Annotated in this window: 13 protein-coding genes; 2 read left to right on the forward strand and 11 right to left on the reverse strand. The window is 44.7% G+C overall.

What is annotated here, in order from left to right:
• Window positions 1-94 precede the first annotated feature (94 nt).
• The 4 genes from QMD66_01490 to wecB all read right to left on the reverse strand — a co-directional run bounded on the left by QMD66_01490 (window position 95) and on the right by wecB (window position 2429).
• A complete protein-coding gene (locus tag QMD66_01490; protein MDI6821542.1) occupies window positions 95-316 on the reverse strand; it encodes a hypothetical protein in 222 nt (73 codons plus the stop codon).
• A gap of 333 nt (window positions 317-649) precedes the next feature.
• Entirely contained in the window at window positions 650-859 is a 210-nt protein-coding gene (locus QMD66_01495; GenBank protein MDI6821543.1) for a nucleotidyl transferase AbiEii/AbiGii toxin family protein, read from the reverse strand.
• Entirely contained in the window at window positions 856-1248 is a 393-nt protein-coding gene (locus QMD66_01500; protein ID MDI6821544.1) for a hypothetical protein, read from the reverse strand. The genes QMD66_01495 and QMD66_01500 overlap by 4 nt, the downstream gene beginning before the upstream one ends.
• 74 nt (window positions 1249-1322) lie before the next feature.
• Window positions 1323-2429 (reverse strand): UDP-N-acetylglucosamine 2-epimerase (non-hydrolyzing), encoded by a 1107-nt coding sequence (gene wecB, locus QMD66_01505; protein ID MDI6821545.1) that lies wholly within the window; start codon window positions 2427-2429, stop codon window positions 1323-1325.
• Window positions 2430-2512: 83 nt separating this feature from the next.
• On the opposite strand from wecB, the gene QMD66_01510 reads away from it, so the two are divergent.
• Entirely contained in the window at window positions 2513-2977 is a 465-nt protein-coding gene (locus tag QMD66_01510) for a small multi-drug export protein (protein MDI6821546.1), read from the forward strand.
• A 15-nt stretch (window positions 2978-2992) separates the two neighbouring features.
• Here the strand turns inward: QMD66_01510 and QMD66_01515 are convergent, their stop codons facing one another.
• The 6 genes from QMD66_01515 to QMD66_01540 all read right to left on the reverse strand — a co-directional run bounded on the left by QMD66_01515 (window position 2993) and on the right by QMD66_01540 (window position 12636).
• A complete protein-coding gene (locus tag QMD66_01515) occupies window positions 2993-3364 on the reverse strand; it encodes an EamA family transporter (protein ID MDI6821547.1) in 372 nt (123 codons plus the stop codon).
• 67 nt (window positions 3365-3431) lie between these two features.
• Window positions 3432-5693 carry a cell wall-binding repeat-containing protein gene (locus QMD66_01520; protein ID MDI6821548.1) on the reverse strand — a complete coding sequence of 754 codons (2262 nt, stop codon included), beginning with the start codon at window positions 5691-5693 and terminating at the stop codon, window positions 3432-3434.
• Window positions 5694-5829: 136 nt separating this feature from the next.
• The gene (locus QMD66_01525) at window positions 5830-8190 is read right to left on the reverse strand and encodes a YfhO family protein (protein ID MDI6821549.1); all 2361 of its coding nucleotides are present in this window, start codon (window positions 8188-8190) and stop codon (window positions 5830-5832) included.
• A 79-nt stretch (window positions 8191-8269) separates the two neighbouring features.
• A complete protein-coding gene (locus tag QMD66_01530) occupies window positions 8270-8974 on the reverse strand; it encodes a glycosyltransferase family 2 protein (GenBank protein MDI6821550.1) in 705 nt (234 codons plus the stop codon).
• Window positions 8975-9257: 283 nt separating this feature from the next.
• Complete coding sequence (locus QMD66_01535) at window positions 9258-11441, reverse strand: SpoIID/LytB domain-containing protein (GenBank protein MDI6821551.1); 2184 nt, start codon at window positions 11439-11441, stop codon at window positions 9258-9260.
• Between the two features lie 58 nt (window positions 11442-11499).
• The gene (locus QMD66_01540) at window positions 11500-12636 is read right to left on the reverse strand and encodes an N-acetylmuramoyl-L-alanine amidase (GenBank protein MDI6821552.1); all 1137 of its coding nucleotides are present in this window, start codon (window positions 12634-12636) and stop codon (window positions 11500-11502) included.
• Window positions 12637-12999: 363 nt separating this feature from the next.
• Here QMD66_01540 and QMD66_01545 point away from each other — a divergent pair, with 363 nt between their 5' ends.
• The gene (locus tag QMD66_01545) at window positions 13000-14946 is read left to right on the forward strand and encodes a S8 family serine peptidase (GenBank protein ID MDI6821553.1); all 1947 of its coding nucleotides are present in this window, start codon (window positions 13000-13002) and stop codon (window positions 14944-14946) included.
• A gap of 26 nt (window positions 14947-14972) precedes the next feature.
• On the opposite strand, the gene QMD66_01550 is transcribed toward QMD66_01545, so the two are convergent.
• Window positions 14973-17495, reverse strand: coding sequence for a glycosyltransferase (locus QMD66_01550; GenBank protein ID MDI6821554.1), 2523 nt, complete (start codon window positions 17493-17495; stop codon window positions 14973-14975).
• Window positions 17496-17515 lie beyond the last annotated feature (20 nt).

A 17515-nucleotide genomic window follows, 5' to 3' on the forward strand; every position in this document is an offset into this window, starting at 1 on the left:
GCTGAGGCAACAAATCAGCGTTATTCTTCTTGTCTGAGAATTGCTCAGCTTAGCAAATAAGGCAATGATGGGAGATTTAGGGTCAAATTTGTGCTTAACCATGAAAGGCCACTGCGTATCCTTTTTTTGGAATTTCTCCAGTATAAAACAGAGCGATGTCTCCTCTCACTTTACTTTGCTTTTCATAGATCTCATCCCTTGCCTTACTGTGAGCAATAACTTCGCCTTCTATTGGATGACCCAAGTCATCCGTCTTCAAGACCCTTAGAAGAACCCACTCATCCCTGTATTTCTTTTTGATCTCATCCACTCTCATTTGTAGACCTCCTCTCTCCTTTATCCTTTTTCTTCTCCAATCATAACTAAATATCCAAGACAACCAAGTAAGGTCAAGCCAGAAATTACCAGCCCAATATAGAATAAACTCTGAGGCCAGAAATATAGGGTAATTGTGAAATTCTTGGTTCCAACCTTCTTAGGATCTAAGTACCATATTTTGTAGGATTGATTTCTCTCAAAAGTCTATCTTTCAGCCTATGTTTTTTCCGATAATCCTCAGGAATAGCAAGTCGACTTCTGAGAATAAAGTAAAGATCGAAGAAATCTCTGGGCGCTTTTCGTCTGAAAAGAGCTTCAAATTTTTCAACCACTAAAGAATCTTCAAATCTAAATCCTCAGAAAAACGCGGGCTCCCGTAGATGATCTTTAGAGCGGTTCCGTCCTTAAACAATAGCCTTTCGGAACCTTTCTGCTGGTAAAAGTAAGACAAAAAGAGGTGCTGACAATATTCGCGGGCTACGTTGAGGTCGCTTGTTTGAGCTTTGGTGGCAAATCTCTTTATCGCATCCTTGGTGATCATAAGACATCCATGGCCAATTTCATTAAGTTTTCCCTTTTAAAAACCTTGGTGTATTCGATTACTCTTTTTTTGCGAAGATTTTTCGCCTGCAGCCTCTCGTTCATGCTTCTTTTCTTAAGATCAACAAAGTAGAGATAATCAACAAGAGCCTTTTCCGGCTCCGCAATGAAAACGGTCAAGTCATCGATCTTTCTCGGCTCATATCCTGTAAAGGCCTCTTTTCTAATTTTGTAATATCGGTAGATTTTATTTAACACTTCGAACTCCCTCGTTGGCTTGGTTGTCGCAGAAGTAATGGTGTAAACAGTTTCGGGGATAAGGTGGTAGTAAGACAAGGCATATTCGAAGGAAACATAGGAAGGCTGATAAAGTTTGTTCGCTTCACTCACTCCCTTCTCAGCCAGTCCACTTTGATCAGACTCTCTACCTGCTCCAAATCGGGGTCACCGCTTAAAAGTGGAGCCTACTCACAAGCAAGATCCTCACTTCGCGCCTCAAGAAGAGCTTTTATGAGTCTCACTATCCTCTCGCCGGACTTTCCATCTCCAAAGGGAATTTCCCAATCCCGCCTGGCTTTGAGCATCTCATCGACGCTCTCCAACATCCTTGCCGGTTCGGTTCCAGCCAAGATGTTTGAGCCCACTTCCAAGGTCTCGGGTCTTTCGGTGTTGTCCCTCAGGGTCACACAAGGGACACCCAATACACAGGATTCCTCCTGAACTCCACCTGAATCTGTTAAAATCAATTTCGCCTCGGATTCCAGTAGCAAGAAATCCAGATACCCCAGAGGTTCAATTACCTCTATACTCTCCACCAGATTTTCAAGATTATATTCCTTTATCATTTTCAAGGTCCTGGGGTGGATGGGATAAACGATTGACACCTTATATTTTTCCTGAATCTTATTTAACCCTCTCAGGATACGCTCAAGTCTTTCGGCATCATCAGTGTTCTCTGCTCTGTGGAGGGTGACGAGGAAATATTCCTCTCCCGCCTGCCATTGCGAACTTCCTCGCCTCCTAGCGATTTCCAGGTTCTGGTAAACGGCATCGACGATAGTATTTCCGGTGACGAATATCTTATCCTCCGGGATACCTTCCTTGAGTAGATTATCTTTGGCGGTTTCGGTGGGGGCGAATAAATAATCGGAGATGTGATCTGCAATTATACGATTGATTTCCTCGGGCATGGCTCTATCATCGGATCTCAACCCCGCCTCCACATGCCCGAATTTCACGGGCAATTTCGATGACACGAGCGCCGAGGCGACGACGGTATTTGTATCGCCCTCCGCCAGAGCAATATCGGGATTTTCCTCCCGCAAAACTCGTTCGATTTCCACCAACATCTTCCCCGTCTGAACGCCGTGAGAACCGGACCCTATACCCAGGTTGTATTTTGGCTGGGGGAGTTCCAAATTCCTGAAGAATATCTCATCCATGGTGTAAGAGTAGTGCTGCCCCGTATGCAAAAGAAAGTAGCACATATTCCTACCTTCGAGCGCCCTTATTACCGGCGCCATCTTTATGATCTCAGGTCTTGTGCCCAAAATTACCGCAATTTTCTTCACATGTACTCCTTGACTTATCAAGGATACTGAAATAGATTTGTGATTGACCGGATGGTTTCTGCAATTTATTAAATTAAATTAAAATGAATTCTATCTCAAAAGAAATTGCCATAATTTTCATAGCTATGCTTCCCATCGCCGAATTAAGATTGGCTCTCCCTATGGCATTAAATGTATACCAGATGTCAATTGGTGAGGCATTCTTTTGGTCAGCTTTGGGAAATTTCCTCCCAATCTTCTTCATCGTTTATTTGCTGGAAGGGGTCTCTCATTGGCTTTCCGAGCACTTCCATCTCTTCAACCGATTTTTTACCTGGCTCTTTGAGAGAACTCGCAGGAAACATAGTAAAAAATTCGAAATTTTTAAGAATATGGCTTTGGTAACCTTCGTAGCCATTCCCCTGCCCATGACCGGTGCCTGGAGTGGAGTAGCCGCTTTTGTTTTTGGTATCCCCCCTAAAAGGTCTTTACCCTTAATTGGTTTAGGGATATTGATCGCCGGAATAATTGTTGCTTCCCTCTCCCAGGGAATGGGATTGCTGTTATAACCAGTTGGCAAAAGATTATGTCCTCGTGATCAAAAAAACGCCAAAGCAGATCACGAAGGTTCCCAGCCAGCGCAATGCAGTTACATTCTCTCGTAAAAGGATGCTGGAAATAATGAGAACCATGACGTAACTTAAACCCAGCATGGGATAAGCAAAGCTCAAATCGACTCGGGAGAGGACCACAAGCCAAATGGAAGCTGCTATAACATATAAAAACAAACCCAATACCACAAGAGGAGTCGTGGCAACCATAACAATCGTTCCCCCTAGATTAGAAAGATGACTGGCGGATATCCTGCCTACCGAATTCATCCCTACTTTCAAACAGAGCTGACCGGAAACGGCGAAACTGATGCTTAAAATGATTAAAGCTAAAGAAGCTAACATTTTGTCCACCTCGCCCTTAATTAAATTATCGATTTCGTCAATTAAATTTGGAATCTAGTTAATGATTTTACAATCTACTTAATTGCTCTTTAACATCCTCAGAAACTGCGCCGGGTCCTCCTAAGACATATATGGTGGATATGTTGGACTTATTATGGCTGACAAAGGAGCGGGTTACATCGGGCACCATACCTGGTTCCACAAGAAGGATAGGAGCAGGATTCATCCTTGCGGCGAGTGCCCCACCAGCTAATCCATCAGCGAAGAAGTCCCCCCTAGTCACAAAGATAGGACCTGGAGAGGTAAAGCGGAAAAGGGAATTTTCGTCGATTGCAATCTTCACCGCGGTTTCGTATTGGTCAGCTCCCCAAAGTCTGGTCAATATGTTGTACCCTGAGTTTCTCAAGTATTGCTCCACATCGGGATGGACAGCTCCCGGACCCCCCACTATGATGAGATTTCTTATCCCCAAATCCTGAAGAACTTGTAAGGTCTCGGATGGAATCAAAGTAGGCTTGGTCAAGAGGATGGGCATGTTATTGGCTGCAGCTGGGGAGGAGACCGCGAGGGCATCGGGGAAGTTTTCTCCGGTGGTGATGATGGCTGTGGTTGGAGGGACTATCCCAAAGTTTACGGAGTTTATGAAAATTCTCCTGGCAACATCGGCTGCAGTTCCGTAGGATGTGTTCTGCCAGATTCTGTCGGGAGTGATACCGTTAGCCCTCAATTGATTTAAAACATTCTCAGATATGGCGCCGGGCCCACCTAAAACTATCGCTATTTTAGTGCCCAATCTTTTTATCTCCGCTAAGCTCTCCGAACTCAAAGTTTCAGGATTAGTGAGTAAAATAGGTATGGGTGTATTTACCATCGGGTCATTTCTAAAGGTGTAAGCCAAAGGAACTCCGGGTAAAGCATCGGTGAAGTAATCATCCCGAGCCACTAAAACTACTCTGGAAGAGGACCAGCCAGCTTGAGAGATAGCAACGGCGGTTCCATGAGAAGTTTGACCCCAGAGAGGTCTGGTGTGTGAGCCAACTGATTTAATAAAATCCCTGATAGCCGTCTCAAAAGCGGTGCCCTTTATAGTATAATAAGGTTCGTTCTGCTCCTTCTCCCAATAATAAGGAGATAAAATATGCGCTCCATGCCTATAAGCTACTTGCAAGGCTCTAAAGCAACGGAGGTAATGATCCCCCCAGTTATAAGATGCGGAATATGGATTATGCTGAGGCTGGCCAATGCTGGGATTATGCTCAAAGATGCCCCAATTTGGAGACCAAGCGCGAGCGGTGGCAAAAAGATTTTCATCGAAGCAAGTGTTCTGGAGGGTTGTAATTCCAATACATCCCCCATTGACACTGGCAGTTTCCAAGGGGCTAGCCAGAAAATACCTGCTCCAAAAGGGGTTATCGGTTCGAACCGTTTGATGAGTATATATTCTTGAGGCAGGCAAACCCACTTCTCGGAACCAATCAACCTCTCTTTGAACCTGTATATCCACAAGGCGAATTCTAAAGTTGGTCCATTCTTCAGCTCGAGGATTACCCGCGATTGGCTCTCCAAAAGCTGGACGAGGGGGACCCACCTCCTCCCAGCTCTTAAAAGAAGTCTCCATTGCTCTGTTAAAAGCGGATAAATCGCCGCCAAATTTTGCTTTCTCAAATTCTCTAAACTCCCTTATGGTGTCCGGATTGTAATCCGTATAATAAAAGGGACTCATAAAAATCTCCGCATCTGTGTTTACCCCAATGAGAAGGTCCGGTCGCTCTCGATAAAATTGGGCAATTATTGTTGCAGCGGCTTTAAAATTCCTTTCCTGATAACGCCTTATCTCCGTATTAAGATTGTTGTAAGTTAGCAGGCGCCCCAATCCTGGAATGGTTCCCATCTCATCCGTGGGAACGGTGCCATCGTCTTTCCATTGGCAATTCATTGGATTTTGTTCTAAGTATACAATGGCATTAACACTTGGGTCTCTTCTCACTGTTCCCCCCCAAGGTCCACCATTAAACACGATAACTACAGGAAGATTAGTCTCTTTCGCCAAGTTAAGGATATTGTTCAAATTGGTGGGATCAAATTCAAAATCTTGAGCTCTTCCCTTTGTCTCGCTCATATAAAAGAGACTCGCAGTGAAGCCAATTTTAGCATAATATCCCCCTGTGCCTAATCTTCCCTTCATATCCATAAGATTCTCGTAGGTACAGTTACCAACTATTGGAGCTATAAAGAAGGTTTCTTCATAACTAGCTGCATTACTAATATGGGGAAAGCATGCTAAAACCATGAATAAAATGAGAATCAAAATTAGAAACCTGGTGCGCATCTTGCTCCTCCTTTGCAACCTCTAATTTAACTTTTTATTCTTTCTATCGGATTTCTCCTCCAGTCTTTTTAAATAATTTTCCAAATTAGCGTCAAGAAAAGCTCAATGGTTCTGCCGACTCCCTTGAGAAAAAGCACTACCTTCTCTTCCCGATAATTTTATGGAAGTTTAGGGCTAAAATTTGAAAAAATACAATGCTCGCCGCTATTCCGCTGACGAGCTTGCCCAACCAGAAACTCCGAGGTCGGTAAACCAACTGGATTTTATGAGAGCCGGATGAAAGCGGAATCGAGCGAAGGATGTAATTCGCTCTCAAAATTTCTGTTTCCTTCCCATCTACATAAGCCTTCCATCCCGAACAAAATACTTCACTTAAAAGTAAGAGGCATCTTCCTCTTGAGTTAACCAAAAGCTTAATCTCATTCGGTTCGTAAACCGTAATTCTGACGTAATCTCTACCAACAGGACCGGATAAAACCTCATCCTTCTTGGGCAAAGAAGGTATTTTTTCCAGAACGGCTACGTGCCTTGGATCAAAATTTTCGCTTTTTAACTTCCCAAAAATTTCTTTTTTCCCTTTCAGAACCTCCCACCTATGTATGAGAAAAGCACGAGGTAGATAATTTGGATTTTTATAAATCTTCATATCCTTATCGAAAACTTTCCATGAGGATAAACTTTGGATTTCCTCCGAACTCAATATGTATTTAGCATTCAGCAAATCTAATAGTTTAGAATTTAAAGAGTCAACACTTATAAAATTCGGAATTTCATTAAAAATTGCATATTTCCCATGATCTTCAATGAGATTTACAAATTCGGCATAGCGGTTGAGGATAAAAACATCACTACCCTGGACGTCAAACAAGCCATATATCATCCCCGTATTTGGGGTTAACGGTGAGAATAAACCCTCGTGACCAAATCTTACCACTCTGAAAAGCTCCGGATCTTTCCGAAGAAAATTTATGGAAGGGGTATCGAAGTAAACTATCTTAGGACCCACATAACTTAGAAAGCTCATCCCGAAGAGGAAAATATCTAAAACTATCAATCCAAGGGCTAATACCTTAAAAATTGAAACATTAATTTTCTTTCTAAGCAAAAGGGTCAATAGGATTGCCGAAGCGCTAAAAAACAAAAGAAATAATCCCACCTCCCGAGCAAGATATATCGCAGAAGCTTTATATTTTATAACCGCCGGTAAGGTTGAAAATATCAAAAGACCAGCACAAATTGTGGCTACTGCCAAAAAATAGAGCATTTTCTTTGATCTAGATTCGGAAAACGAATTCGTAAGATAGTGCATTCCCAATCCGGAAAGAACCGATAATGAAAAAACATACAGGAAAAGAAATCTGCTTGGGCACCTAAGAGTTTTGGCCAAAGGTAAGTAATAGAAGAGTTTATATAGTGGAGTGCCCAACGCAAGTAGGAGCGAAAGCACAGCGAGTCCCGAAAAGAAGATAACGAACTTATCCTTTCTAAAAAAGAAAAAAGCGGCCAAAGCAAGCAATAGGGGAAGAATTCCCACGTAACCCGAGTCCACGGGTACATTAACCCAGGCAAAATTGCGAACGGGATCGCCAAAGTAGTGTGGTACAAGAAAGGTAATCAAATACCAGAATCTATAGGCACCTGTAATTATGAGCTCATAAGGATCCCCACGCCTTACAATTAAAGGTAGTAGTGCGAAGGTTGGAACCAGTTGCACAGCGGAAAGAGCCAAACTTGTGGTTAAAGCCACCGCCATGCATCCACAAAGTTTAATCGATTTTCTAAAATTCCTGTCATCGAGCCACACTAAAAACAGGCGAAAGAGAAAGTATAATCCAGCGGCGAGAAAGATATAAAAAGAGAATTGAATGTTGCCTCCCAAAATTTGGATACTCAAGACTATAGCGGTCAGAAGAACGTAAATCCATGATCTTTTAGAGATCATTTTTTCGAGGAATAAAAAGACCAAAGGTATCCAAATGATCACGCTGAGAACTGGAATCTGCTGAGACCAATTTATGGTGAATTTATTAAAGGTGAATACCACTGCAGCAACCAAGGCTCCAGCACGATTAAGAGATATAGTCCGTCCAAAGTAATACATAAATACCCCCGCCAGGAAATAATGCAACATGATGTAGTATCCATAACCATACTTTGGCGAAAAAAGATAAAAAATTACGTTAAAAGGATAGAACAGGGCGGCTTGAATATTTGAAATAAATGGAGTCCCCGATAATATGTAGGGATTCCATAAGGGCAGAGCACCTGATTTGAGGCTGTTAATTAAAAATGCTTTCCAGGGATAGAATTCCCTTACGGGATCGCTCAGTATGATATTCCAAACGGAAATATTGTGAGCATAATATTTCCAGGGAGAGAAAAGCAGAAGAACATCAGCTGGAAGAATTACCTTACCCAGGAAAGTGGCTTTCCAAAAAAATATAACATTTAATATCAAGAGAAAAAATAAAGCGGGTAGGTCACTTTTACCTCTCACTGTCCGGCTACTTCCTCCTACAAAACACTCCAATTTTAAACCCTTTTTATCTCCGAATTATCTTCAATAGGTCTACCTATTAATTGGCTTTGATGCTTTTAATCCTCGCAAACCTATATTTTAATAGCGTATATAACGCCTTGAAACCATCCTGCCACCGAACCTTCTTCCCAGCTTGCCTCGCCCTTGGAAAATAAGAGATGGGAACCTCCGCAATATCGTAACCCAACCTCCTTGCTTTTGCCGTTACCTCGCTGCAGAACTCAAAACCATCACACTCCAATGAGATACTCTTTATTACATCGGTTGCAAAAACTTTATAACCCGTGGCTTGATCCGTCAATTTTATTCGATATAACAAATTGGTTGCGAGAGTGACAATCTTATTGCCAAGATAGGTGTACAAAGAAAGTCCGTCGATCTTTTTTCGGAAGCGAGAACCATAAATCACTTTAGCCTCTCCCTTAACTATAGGCTTAATTAAATTGTGATATTCCTCGGGATTTAACTCTAAATCGGCATCTTGAATGAGCACAATATTCCCCGTAACATAGCTTAAACCAGCTTTAATGGCCGCTCCCTTGCCTCTATTTTTGGGACAAAAGTGCACTTTAATTTCGCTATTAGATTCCCTTAGTTGTTTTAATATCTCCGTGGTGCCGTCGATTGAACCATCATCCACCACAATGATTTCCTTATCGATTTTAACAGCTTGTACTCGTCGAATAATCTCCTTTATCGTCTGTTCTTCATTGTACGCTGGTATTATAACCGAAAGCTTCAACCGCTTTTCCTCCTTACAATTCTAATCATAAGTTAATCCGAGAAAGAATCAGGAAGTCTTTGAATTAAGTTATTCAATTCTTTTAATTATCCTTCTTTTAATGACAAAGTAAAGAAATGACTCAGGTTACGAATATGCCACTCGAAATTGTAGTTTCTTAGCTCGGCATTTAGTTAATCTTTATTCAAGACGGATGAAGATTTTTAATTCCTTATCTTGACGATTCGCCAGGATCGGTTTGCTAAATCATCGAAAATTCGCTTTTGAGACTCGATATTTTCTCCTACCGAAGGCATCCATCGATGCCATCCTGAACGATGGCGGAAACAGCACCGGGTCCGCCCAAGAGATAGACCCTGTAGATGAGAGATTTATGGGTTACTAAAAAGGAGCGAGTTGCCTCAGGAACTTTGTCAGGCTCAACTAAAAGTATGGGTGCGGGGTTCATCCTGGATGCGAGGGCTCCTCCGACGAGACCATCGGTGAAGTGGTCTCCCCTAGTGATGAAGACCGATCCAGGTGAGGAGAAGTGGAAGTATCCATTTCCTTCGGTGGCGATCTTCACCGCGGTTTGGTATTGGTCAGCTCCCCAGAGTCTGGTCAATATGTTGTATCCCCTTTCCCTCAAATACCTTTCCACATCAGGGTGGACGGCACCGGGTCCTCCCACGATGATCAGGTTTTTGATCCCCAAGTCCTGCAGGACCTGTAAGGTCTCGGGTGGAATCAAAGTAGGCTTGGTAAGCAGGATGGGCATGTTGTTGGCCGCCGCGGGTGAGGAAACTACAAGGGCATCTGGGAAGTTTTCTCCGGTGGTGATGATCGCTGTGGTTGGTGGGGAGAGGCCGAAGTTTTCGGAGTTTATCTTCATCCTCCTGGCCACATCGGCTGCGGTTCCGTAGGAAGTATGCTGCCATATCCTGTCCGGAACTATTCCATTCGCCTTCAGTTCCTCCTCGACGCCTTTTGAGATGGCACCGGGCCCTCCCAGGATTATGGCTATCTTGGTTCCCAGTCTCCTCATCTCCTGTAAGATCTCTGGGGAGAGGTAATTGGGATCGGTGAGGAGCACGGGTATGGGGCAGTTGACGTTGGGATCGTCCCTGAAGGTGTAGGCGAGGGGTGAAGCGGCCAGGGCATCGGCGAAGTGGTCCCCTCTTGCCAGGATAACCACCTTGGAGCTCGGCCAACCAGCTTTCGAGATGGCAACAGCGGTTCCATAGCAGGTGTTGCCCCACAAGTGAAAGATCTTGTGAGAGATTGAATCAATTAGAGTGCTTTTGAGTCCCAGGTGAGACCTCAAACTCCCTCCACCGACTTCGGTCACACCCTGAGATCCAATGATATTTGCTGAGATCACTCTACCCGAAACACCTCGGCTGGTAATCTGGATATCTAAAAGATCCCCCTTAACATAAGAGCCTAACCTACCTTGGACATCGGCAGCGGACATGCACACCTGCCATGAATGATGAGGCGATACAGAACAAAATTCACAGGGAACACCGCGCAAATAAGGAAGAGGAGTACCACCCCAAATATTCTCATTATTCTCCGTGTGACCACCACAGGTGGAGTGATAATAAGCTTTTATCAAATTCCCATTGTAGGTGATAACTTGACCCCTTGTAGCGCCAACGGCTGAAACCCAATTAGAACCCTTATAAGAACTTTCTTTTTCGTACCCTATGTAGACTTGGCAATGGATAGAGGCACAAAGGTCATAATCGCTTCCGTGTTTCCCTAGATTGGCTAAAGCATACATTCGAGCAGCACATGCTTGAGCCTTAAGCGCCTCTAAGTGCCAACTCGAAGGCATCTCTGATATTCCCCACAAATATTGCTCCAAAGGAAGTTCGTTTATAACCGTTAACCTGCCATTTATCAGCTTAACGACGAGATAACCCCGATATAGATGAGCTCCAAGTACGTCGAGGATGGTATCGTCACCAACATTCCCGTCACCAGGTGTGTATCCAAAAGGTGCAAAATATATGGGACCGGGAAAAGTGCCCACCAAATTGCCACTTGGATTAAAAATCTGGCATTGACCAAGACCGTTGCTTTGAACCTTCCAGTTTTCATCGGGACCGGCGGTGGCAATAACATTGCCTCCAGGTGAACCATCCCGAATGTTGAAATAGCCACTCCCCGCGTTTGCTTTCACCCCTCTTATCTCGACAGAGGTTTGATCAGTTAATACCCCAATTTTGATAAGAATTTCGGTGTTTCTGGATTCAATCTGAGTTCGCTGATAGTAATGGCTCAATATTTGCTGGTAACTATATCCTGCTTCGGCCATTCCCTTTGCACCCCACTGACACATGCCCACGCCGTGACCCCAACCATGACCCTTAAAGATATAATCCGAAGCCAGGGCATAGTTCGGAAGAACCAGGATGAATATTGCTATGACCAACAAAAGAATCAACTTCGGAGACCCGTCTAGGGACGATCTCACCGGCATTTATAGCACCTCCAAATTCGGTCACTTTAATCGGATATGTCATTATCTCTGGGATATCCTATTCGCTCACACTAAAGTATTTGACGACGCCATTGCAAATTCCCTGGGCAATTTTCTGCCTGAAACTATCCTGCTTTAAAAGTCCCGCATCTTCAGGATTTGAAAGGAATGCGGCTTCAGTTATCACCGCTGGCATTACCGTGTGTTTTAGAACGTAGAGGTCGTCGCGGGGCTTTATCCCATGATCCCTTGTCCCAATCGCTTTAATGAGCTCCGATTGGATGCACTCCGCCAATTTCTTGCCCCTTGAGGAATAAGTATAGTATAAGACCTCCGTTCCGCGTGCCGTGGACACCGTAGCCGCATTATGATGGACGCTCACAAAGATGTCGGCTCTATTATTATTGGCGATGTCGCATCTCTGCTGCAGACTGAGGTAGATATCGGTAGTACGAGTCATGATAACACCATAACCTTGGGATTGTAGAAGATTCCGCAGCCTCAAAGCCACATCGAGGTTTACATCCTTTTCCCTCAATCCATTGGCGCATGCTCCACTATCAGAACCACCATGACCCGGGTCAATGACTATCAATTTATTTGAGGGACATAATATCCTGTAAATGATGCTTACAGCCTCGGCGCGGGTGACGAACCTATCGGGTCTGAAGGTTCCATCGGGGTAGCCCTTAACGATTCCGGCGTTCTTTGCGGTCATGATATACGGGTATGCCCAATGGTCGGGAGGAACGTCGATGAAGGGAGTACCCGAAGTATTCGAGGGGTGGTCGCGCATGAGGATGGTCACCAATTGAGCTCTTGTCGCAAAATCCTCGGGCTTAAAGGTTCCATCGGGGAAACCCTTGACCAATCCCATATCCTTGGCGGTCTCTATGTACCGCCATGCCCAGTGGGTTTGAGGAACATCGGTGAAGTAACCCTTAAATGTGGTATTGAGGGATAACGTCTTGGATGGGACGACCAGCTTGGCGATCTGGCTTCGGGAGATTGGTACATCGGGTCTGAATAGTCCATCGGGATAACCGTTGATTATCCCCTTCGAGGCCAAGGATTCGATACTATAGAAAGCCCAGTGATTGGGTGGAACATCGGGAAATCTTTGAGCGAATGCCGAGGTTTTTGGAAGAAAGATTATGAGTAATGCTATGACCAAAAGCAGCAAACCCTTTCTCATCGATATCCCTTCTTAGATGTCCTACAGGGCTGTGGGAAGTCTCCAACTTCCTCAAGAATATTTGGCGATTAGCCCCTCCTTAGCTTTATCGTCTAATGTGTACGAAACTTTAATGCAGGCTGTTAGGTGCTTTCCAATTGCTCCAACAAGAATCTTCTTTATAGAGACTGGTTTCCCTCCTTTTCCCAATTTCATCCAAACCTGATAAAAGCCAAGCTCAAAAGCTCCATTAGCTCGATTTTAATTTAAGAGAAAACCTAATATTGCCGAAATATATGGTGGAAGCACCTGCAGGACTTGCCCTGAAGTAGACGTTTGCACTGACACTGCAGGGCTTGCAGGTGGTTTAAAGGGAGAAATTATATGAAACGTTCAGGCAGATTTACGAAAAATGCAAAGCATCTGAAGGAAATCGCTGCGGTCATAGTTATCGCCGCCATGGCTTTTGTCATGAATATTCCAGGGGCTTTTCCCGCTCGTCTGGCGGACTCCGATCACATCCTTCCCGAATGCTCAACTCATTTCAGAAACCCACCTGCCCCTGTAAGCAGTGCAGTACCATACTGCACTGCAAGCCAGTGGACAGGCGAGATATTAATTAAATACAAATCGAACCATATAACCTCCGCCCTACCCCGACCCGTCGGGGCAGGCAGTGCAATACCATACTGCACTGCAGGCAAGATTAAACACATCGAAGTTCACAGAGTGAAAATCCCCGAAGGTGCAGATGTGGAAGAGATAATAGAGAAATACGAGAATGATCCCAGAGTTGAATTTGCCGAGCTCAATTACCTCAGAGAGGCATTCGTGGTGAAGCCCAATGATCCCTACTATTCGGAAGATCAAAATCCATATGGTTGTTCCCAATGGTCACTTCAAATCACGGAGTCGAATTACGGTTGGGATATAGAGAAGGGAAACGGTAATATCGTCATAGCTGTCCTGGATACCGGAATAGATCTCATACATACGGATCTCCAGGATAAGATCTGGGTCAATTCCGATGAAATTCCCGATAATGGATTGGATGATGATAAAAATGGGTATGTCGACGATTACAACGGCTGGGACTTTGCAAATAATGATAATGACCCCACGGACGATCATGGTCACGGCACACATGTAGCGGGGATTGCAACCGCTGAGACGGATAACTACAAGGGAATAGCTGCAATGTGCTGGGGAGCAAAGACAATGCCAGTGAAGGTTTTAAATAAATATGGCATGGGAACGGATTATTACGTCGCTCAAGGAATTATTTATGCCGCTGACAATGGTGCCAAGGTGATAAATATGAGCCTGGGTGGCTCGTTTCCCTCAACTACCTTACAGAATGCTATAGATTACGCTCACGATAAACGTTGCGTAGTTGTGGCGGCAGCGGGAAATCTCTCCAGCAAATCATCTCTTCCCTATACATGCTATCCTGCAGCTTGTGAACATGTCATCGCCGTTTCAGCAACCGATAAGAATGACGAAAGACCCTATTGGTCGAATCATGGCTCCTTTGTCGATGTCGCAGCTCCCGGCGAGAACATCCTGAGTACTTTCTGGTATCCTTACTTTAATCCTCCTCACGTCTACGCTTATGGATCTGGAACATCCATGGCTACACCCCATGTATCGGGTTTAGCCGCTTTGGTCGCTTCCAAGTACCCGACGCTTACTCCAGACGAAGTGGAAGAGAAGATTGAGCTAGCGGCGGATGATCTTGGACCAACCGGCAAGGATGATTACTACGGATACGGAAGAATAAACACCTGTCAAGCTCTGGTGCACTTTCGAGATGTAATCCCAAATTACTGGGCTTTCAATGAGATCGAATTCATGGCGGATCAGGAGTTGATCTCAGGATATCCAGATGGACTCTTCCGCCCAGCTGATCCAGTGTTCAGATCACAGTTCACAAAGATGCTCGTGAACTCCCTGGGACTTCCCCTAAATACCAAGTACAAAGGTTACTTTACGGACGTTCCACCCAACCACTGGGGTTGGCAGTACATAGAGACAGCCTATGAGATGGGGATCATCAGGGGTTACGGAGATGGAAGATTCGGTCCCGAGGATATGGCAACCAGGGCTCAGCTTGCCACAATGCTGGTCAGGGGACTGGGAATAGCTACAAACATGCAATACCAAGGATACTTCCCCGATGTACCACCAGAGCATTGGGCTTGGCAGTACATAGAGACGGCGAAAGATGCGGGAATAATCAAAGGTTATCCCGATGGAAGCTTCAAGCCCGATGAGTCCGTGAGAAGAGATCAAACCACCGTGATGATCTACAGAGCAGTATTTGGACCTTAAGTGGCAAGCTCTTAGGATAATTTATACTAGCTGAGGCTTTCCTTCAAGCGTCTGAGGAAATCCTTCCCGTGGAATATCACTCCTTGAAAGCCTCCCCGACGGTAATAGTAGACCACTCTTCCCAGGTAATAGAGGGGGGATTTTCTTATCTTTGGCTTCGTTGTAACGGACCTTGGCTTCACCACGACGCGACTCTTCTCTTCCTCCCACTCAAGAATTTTATCGGGAGCAAATTTTGGATCGTAGCAGAATCTGTTGAGGGGTTCCGTGACTTTTTCCCAGGTAAACTGAGGAGCAATTTTCCTCAAGTTTTCTCGGAAGGTCTCGCAAAGTTCGGGATTTTCAAGCAATTCCAAAAGTACCTCGGTTAAATTTTCAACGTTTTCGGGCTCGACCGTTCTTCCCAAATTATGCCTCTCAACCAACTCACTCATGGAATCCCCCTTTGTGGCAACGATGGGAAGACCTGCCCAGATGTAATCGAGCAATCTCGTTCTATACGAAAACTCCGTCTCCACATGCTGAAGATGAATGCTTATTCCGATATCCGCCTCTAACAGATAATTTTGGCGTTCATCGTAGGGTATCCACCCAAAATTGAAGAAGACATATTCATCGTATAAATCCAATTCCTTGCTCAAACGAATGGCATCCACGCACATCTTCATCTCCGGTACATCGGGATTCGGATGCTCCAATCCCATAAAGAACAGTTTAACATCACCCCTTTTCTGAGCGATGTTATACATGGCTTTTATCAGGGTAATGGGGTCGAACCAGTTATAGATTCCTCCACCCCATAAAATAACCTTGTCGTTTTCGTCTAATCCCCTGTAAGCGCCTTTCAAGACCTGCCTCGTGTGTCTCGGTGCGAGGGATGGTAAACCAAAGGGGACAACGTCGATGAAAGACCTGAGGGTTTTATCCGAATCATACGTGGAAGGATTGATGCGATTAAGGCTGCTCAACATACCGATCCAGAAATCGCGCTGTTTCTCGCTGGCACAAATGAAGAAATCCCCCACCAGAAGCTGGTCATTTAATACCGTTAAGTTCGCCTCATGTATGTTTAATCTCTCTTTAAAGCTCTTATATTTGAATAACTCCAGCATCTCAAGGGTGAAGGGATCATAAACGTCCACAACGATGGGCTTTCTTGCCTTCTTTAAAAAGGGAAAGTGATGCAGAATAAATCCCTGGCAAATGAATAAATCACACCATTTAGCCAATTTCTCCAGCTTCCTCTTCTTGGTCTTCTCGTAGGTTTCGATTTTGAATCCATCGGGTTTCAGATCGGTCTCATTTGGAATGGCTAAGATGACTTCATGCTCCCTGCTGAGAGCCTTGGCAAACTCCCAGCATCTAATGGCTGGTCCAGCCATTCTCCGGGCAACCGTATCATTGCTTATTATCAAAACGCGGGTTTTTCTCTCAAACAATCTCTCAACCTCAAATGCATTCGAAAGCTTCCTCTGAGCCTCGACATATTGCGGCTGGAAAATGTTGGGTCGAAATGGTTCCTTGAACAATGAGAAAATTGCGACATCCCTTCGCCTCCTGCGAGTTTGCACGAAGGATCGCTTCTTTATGAGCTTTGGCATGTCCTCAATGACATCATCAAGGGCTAGAAAATGACTGAGAGCAATCCTTGAGATGGTTTGCTCACCTCCACCGCGCTCTTCGCGACCAAAGCGATAGGAATCTTTATCCAAATTGGCTTCCACCAATCCTCGTTTGAGGCTGAGCAAAATCGCGGGGGGCAAAATGCACTGCAGGTTTTCGTCGCCATAATTTTTAAAAATGGTGTATATGGCATTGCGCTCTAATAGCATTCTCTCCTTTTCATAACCAAACCTATGGGTGGTACCATGGAAGCGATGGTAAACGATAGACTTTGGGGCGAGTACCACTCTGTATCCCAGAGCCCAAAGCCTCCAACCGAAGTCCACATCTTCAAAGAAAGCGAAGTAATCATCATCAAAACCACCTGTATCAAAATATACTTGCTTGTCGACGAGCATGGCTCCGCCGCAGGCAAAGAGGATGGGCTTCTCCTCGTCGTAGGCTTCGATATCCGTGGACCCCGTATCCAGCTTAAACCCATGTCCGTAGAAACTGAGTGCACTCTCCGCGAAATCTATAGCCTTGCCATCCCAGGTAAGTATCTTGGAACCCGCACATGCCACATCCGGATTATTCAAAACGGGGATCAATAGCTCCACCAACCAATCGGGATCCACGCGAGTATCGTTATTAAGAAAAGCCAAATAATCTCCCCGTGCTTTCCTAGCACCGATATTGATAGCCGCCGCGAAACCCACATTCTCCTTGTTTTGAATGATCTTCACCCAGGGGAAATTTTCCTTAACATAATCCGCGGAACCATCAGTGGAAGCGTTATCCACCAAAATGACATCGAGTTTGTCCTTGGGATAGTTGAGCTCATGCAGAGAGGCAAAACATTCTCCCAAATGTTCCTTACCATTTAGATTTACCACTATGACTGAGACTTGTGGAAATTGCTTCCCGCCGAGATACCCGATTGCCAAGAAAATCCTCTCCTTTTAAA

It is taken from the genome of Actinomycetota bacterium (genome assembly GCA_030018275.1).
In the GTDB taxonomy this organism is placed as follows: domain Bacteria; phylum Actinomycetota; class Aquicultoria; order Subteraquimicrobiales; family Subteraquimicrobiaceae; genus Subteraquimicrobium.